4 protein-coding genes and 1 tRNA gene are annotated in these 3731 nt (G+C 41.5%); 4 read left to right on the top strand and 1 reads right to left on the bottom strand.

Annotated features, from left to right (window positions below; translation table 11 throughout):
• Both Q0577_RS15725 and Q0577_RS15720 read left to right on the top strand, forming a co-directional pair.
• Window positions 1-74, top strand: a tRNA-Asp gene (locus Q0577_RS15725).
• Window positions 75-259: 185 nt separating this feature from the next.
• Window positions 260-1624 (top strand): site-specific integrase, encoded by a 1365-nt coding sequence (locus Q0577_RS15720; RefSeq protein WP_298737841.1) that lies wholly within the window; start codon window positions 260-262, stop codon window positions 1622-1624.
• 199 nt (window positions 1625-1823) lie between these two features.
• Here the strand turns inward: Q0577_RS15720 and Q0577_RS15715 are convergent, their stop codons facing one another.
• A complete protein-coding gene (locus Q0577_RS15715) occupies window positions 1824-2120 on the bottom strand; it encodes a helix-turn-helix transcriptional regulator (RefSeq protein WP_298737839.1) in 297 nt (98 codons plus the stop codon).
• A gap of 513 nt (window positions 2121-2633) precedes the next feature.
• Here Q0577_RS15715 and Q0577_RS15710 point away from each other — a divergent pair.
• Window positions 2634-3092: a hypothetical protein gene (locus Q0577_RS15710; RefSeq protein ID WP_298737837.1), complete on the top strand. Its 459-nt coding sequence runs from the start codon at window positions 2634-2636 to the stop codon at window positions 3090-3092.
• Window positions 3093-3317: 225 nt separating this feature from the next.
• Complete coding sequence (locus Q0577_RS15705; protein ID WP_298737835.1) at window positions 3318-3575, top strand: hypothetical protein; 258 nt, start codon at window positions 3318-3320, stop codon at window positions 3573-3575.
• Window positions 3576-3731: the final 156 nt, after the last annotated feature.

Genomic DNA, 3731 nt, shown 5'->3' with positions numbered 1-3731 from the left:
GGATCGGTAGTTCAGTTGGTTAGAATGCCGCCCTGTCACGGCGGAGGTCGCGGGTTCGAGTCCCGTCCGGTCCGCATCAAAGGATCATCAGCAATGATGATCCTTTTTTTATTTTACTCAACTTAACAGTTAAGGGGTTGATTTTCACGATTTAACAACAACATCGCCTACTCATTCTTCCTACCTTTATTTCAGCTTGACACTTTAATAACTCGACCTGGAACTCGACCCGAGTGATGGTCTTTAAAATGTCAGGATTATGAAGTTGCCGATCAAGTTGATTTGTCGCACAAAGAGAGTGCATGAAGATGGTACTTCTACTGTTTTTATTCAATACTGTTATAATGCCAAACAAAAGACGTTACTGCATACTGGCATTAAAATTCCACCCGCCTACTGGAAAGCAAAACAGTGTTGTATTACAGATAAGCTTCCCTTAGAATTTGGAGATCACGAAGCTTTAAACAAGGAACTTAGGCGGCTAGTTAGGATCGCTGAGGACCTGGTCACTCATGCCGTTCAAACAAAAATTCGGGATAAAGGAGCGTTTGTAAAGAAAACCTTTTCTCCCTCCTTGGAGGTAAGCACTGTGGAGGAACGAGTAAATGAAGCAGCAAAGAAAGAAGCGGAAGAAAAAAGATCCAAACTGGATATCTATTACCAATTTGATGAGTACATCAAATCCAAACAACGTAAGGTCAGTGCAGCTACTCTTACCGTTTATAGGAATGTCAAATCACACCTGCTCGCCTATGAAAAATACAGCGCCAAAAAAATAACGTTTGAAAGCCTTGATTTTAGTTTCTATGAAGATTTTGTAGACTACCTCACCTTTGAGCATGCCCACATGCGCCGTCAGGAAGAGCTCACTGGTTTAAAGCTAAATACCATTGGTAAGACCATCAAACACCTGCGGGGCTTTATCAAAGATCGTGTGAAAAGAAAAATCATTGCTCCGATTGACCTGACAGATTTTAAGATACCCGAAGAAGAGAGTGACGCTATCTATTTAACACACCAGGAGATTGCCGACATCTATCAAACTGATCTTTCAGCTCACCCGCATCTAATCGAGTACAGAGATCTATTTGTCCTGGCTTGCCTTACAGGATTACGGTTCTCTGATTTCTCTACACTTAGACCGGAAGACCTGCAACGGGATATGCTCTATAAGAAGCAGGAAAAATCCGACCACTGGGTAATTATTCCCTTGAGGCATGAAGCAAAGCAGATCTTTACCCGCCAGTTTAGAGACAAAATACCGGAACTGACTAACCCTGAATTCAACCGTCATATTAAAACCATTGGCAAACTGGCAGGTATTACCCGCCTGGTTAAATTCTCCTACAAAAAAGGTAACCAAAATGTGGTAGTAACGAAACCTAAGTATGAATGGATTACTTCTCATACTGCCCGGCGGTCTTTTTGCACGAATGAATTTTTAGCAGGAACTCCGGTAGAACTGATCATGAAAATCAGTGGTCACAAAAGAACAAAGGACTTTTATAAATACATCCGCATCACTCCCGAAGAAGCCGCTAATAAGATCAAAGAATTATGGCTGGCCAGGGATAATATGAAATTAATTAAAGAGACAGCAGAGAAAATGGGGATAGCGATATAGTTGATGAAGTTCCATGAGATAAAAAGGAGTTGGTGGGAGCATGTTGAATGTTCCATTCTTGCATTATTTCACGACCAGCTTCACGTTCCTCTACAACGTCACTGGCAATGCCAACATTATTTGGTAAACTTGAGCGGGGTACATGTTGTAATTGTACTATTTGTTTTAGGAGTTTCAAATTATTAGCTGCTACCACACGTCAAACCTCGGCTTTTTTAACAGTGTTGAGCAGTGTACCTGGTTCTACCTCCAGAGCTTTGGCAATTTCAAATAAGGTTTCAATCTTAGGCTGCTTAAAGTTCCTGCACCAGGTGGAAACAGTGCCTTCTGTTACACCCAGACGGTTGGCCAGTTCCTTATTGGAGATATCAAGATCAGAGAGCACTGTTTTAATGCGGTTATACCTCGGCTTTTTAGTTTCTGACTGCTCATCGTTATTAGGCTTTGGCTTTGGCAGATAGGCCGGCTTATTTCTGTTTGATCTGGGTTTATTCATGCTAGGATTTCGTATCGCAGCATAAATATAAGAAGACTCAAAATACTGATAATGATATAATTAAGGTTCCAAATGCATAAATAATAGTTCCAATAGAATTATTTTAGATGCCATCTGTTCTTTTTTATGAAATTTTTAGTATTTTTGATTCGGATAGAACTGATTATCGGGCCTTAGGCAGTATAATCACTTCTAGGGGGCTTTTTTATAACCTAAAAAACATATAACCGCCGGCTGAATGCTGGTAGAAATTATATATTGCAACTTCTAAGATATTGAAGCTGCTTCTGAAATCTCACCTGCGAACCTGGGAAATTCGAAAATGGGATGAGACGATGAAGGTGGCCTGCGTTACTGGCGTGGGCCCTTCTTGTCCGTCCCATGCCCTCCCAGGGGTCGCAGGCGGCAGGTTGGGTTCCGCGCCATTTCTGTTTATACACTCCTGCGCAACTCCCAGCCTTAACTTTTTCCATTGACAACAGTTACCGTTGAACAAATCTATTCATTTAGCTTTTGCAGATTGACAGACAAATGCCAGATATGTGTTCTGAAACTCCCAACAAGTTCATTCAGGATGAATGGACCCAGGCTTTTTGCTCCAAGGTCCGCATATTAAGAGCAACCCGTAAGATTCAAGTGGTAGATTATTTCGGTGGCCAGGTAGGGCTGAGCCATAGTAGCCTAAGTCATATACTTGCCGGACGTCGTAACTATCCAAAAAAACATCGTCTGCAGGCGGAGATAGTGTTGGCAAGAGATTACGGTGAGCCACTAGGTGGAGTCGAAGTAGATGAATCCCGAAATATCAAAAGGCCGACTAACGAAGAGCTGATGGCTCGAAGCGAACAGCTTCTAATGGAGGTTGCCTTTCTTAAAGATAAACTAGAGAATAACGAGCATCATATTAGAACGTTGACAATTACTGTAGAGGAGTTACGCGCACGCATTAACTACTTTGAGAGCCTCAAGTAACATAGGGATCGTCGCCATAGAAAGATGCAATTGTCATCTGCAACTTTACACATTGGGAATGTACTTATTGTTCTAGTATCACAGATCTTGGAAACGAGCAGAGATACTTCCCATTAGAGAAAAGAACTTTGCCATAGCTTACGAGCTTGGGCAAGCAATAGCATGTAAACTAGTAAACTATAATATAATCTTACAATCCAATAACTATTATTTAAATTCTAGCGCATGAAAAAATTACAACAACCGGAACCGCACCCGGAGAATTTCTTAAACCTCGTATATCTGAAGTTATCAGATGTTCCTATTGGCTTTCGGGAAAGGGTGTCAGAAGAATGTAACTATAGCACCCCTACTTTTTACAGGAAGATGAGAAGTTCCAAGAGTTTAAGCAATGCTGAAAAAGAGAAAATCGTATGTGTTGTTGATGAATTTATCGCTGATCTGAAAAACTTTATAGAACCGTACAGGAAAAGATCAGCTTAAAAAGGGGGGTGTTGCTGACGCACAGCCGGCGCAATGCGTCGGCTTTTTTAAACTATAGGATTTAGAGGGGATGCCTAATCTGGATGAACTGCCCGGAAACCGTAAGCTCCCGGTAGACAGCATCTTCAAGATTCGGCTATTTGGATTTATGTTTGC

Origin of the sequence: uncultured Chitinophaga sp., from assembly GCF_937898475.1 — a bacterium.
In the GTDB taxonomy this organism is placed as follows: domain Bacteria; phylum Bacteroidota; class Bacteroidia; order Chitinophagales; family Chitinophagaceae; genus Chitinophaga.
This window is presented reverse-complemented; position numbering and strand designations above follow the sequence as displayed.

What these genes read in the sequence shown, in the direction of transcription:
- Q0577_RS15720 (WP_298737841.1), top strand. Translation starts at nt 260, where the DNA reads ATGAAGTTGCCGATCAAGTTGATTTGTCGCACAAAGAGAGTGCATGAA.
- Q0577_RS15705 (WP_298737835.1), top strand. Translation starts at nt 3,318, where the DNA reads ATGAAAAAATTACAACAACCGGAACCGCACCCGGAGAATTTCTTAAAC.
- Q0577_RS15715 (WP_298737839.1), bottom strand. Translation starts at nt 2,120, where the DNA reads ATGAATAAACCCAGATCAAACAGAAATAAGCCGGCCTATCTGCCAAAG.